The sequence below is a fragment of the Vibrio sp. 1401 genome, assembly GCF_033340295.1.
Genome location: NZ_JAWOWF010000390.1, coordinates 1 through 685 on the forward strand (window position 1 = coordinate 1; position 685 = coordinate 685).

1 pseudogene is annotated in these 685 nt (G+C 51.5%); it reads right to left on the reverse strand.

Annotated features, from left to right (window positions below):
- A pseudogene (locus tag R7Z77_RS25815) lies at positions 1-685 on the reverse strand (hypothetical protein); the annotation flags it as partial.

A 685-nucleotide genomic window follows, 5' to 3' on the forward strand; every position in this document is an offset into this window, starting at 1 on the left:
CCGCTGCAGACTGCAGATCTTTATCGAATTCTAGCGTTACCTTCACGCTTTGGCCGATGGCGTGGTGCTCAGGCGTAAACGTCACGTTAGTCATCGTTGGCAGAGACTGCGCTAGTGTAAAGCTCTGGCTTTCACTCACTTCAATGCCCGCTGAGTTCGTCCCCGTCACCATCACAGTATAAGTGCCATTGGTTTGGTGACTCATATCCATTGCGTCACTGATCCAAGTGCCACCGGCTTGTACTGTTGCACTGCTGCTTTTCAATACCGTCACGCTGCCTTGAGCTTTCACTTCAAGACGCAAGGACTGACCGTCAAAACGTGTCGACGTACCTTCGAATTGTAGCGTGGCGGCTTGCGTTTCATCCACATTACCCACTGGCGTAATAGCTAAAGTTGGCGTGATCGGCATGGAGTAAGCCGTGTTCTGGCTACCGGTATTTCCTGATAAGTCTTGGTAGTCACGAACAAGCAACGCCACATTCAGCTCTGACGAGTCTGGTACCACTACATCACCAGTCCAAACACTTGGGTCCGCGGTTGCCATTAATGAGGTGATCGTTGTACCACCTAATTCCGCTGCGGCGGATTGCAGATCTTTATCGAATTCCAGCGTTACCGTCACGCTTTGGCCGATGGCTTGGTGCTCAGGAGTAAACGTCACGTTAGTCAGCGTTGGCAGAGA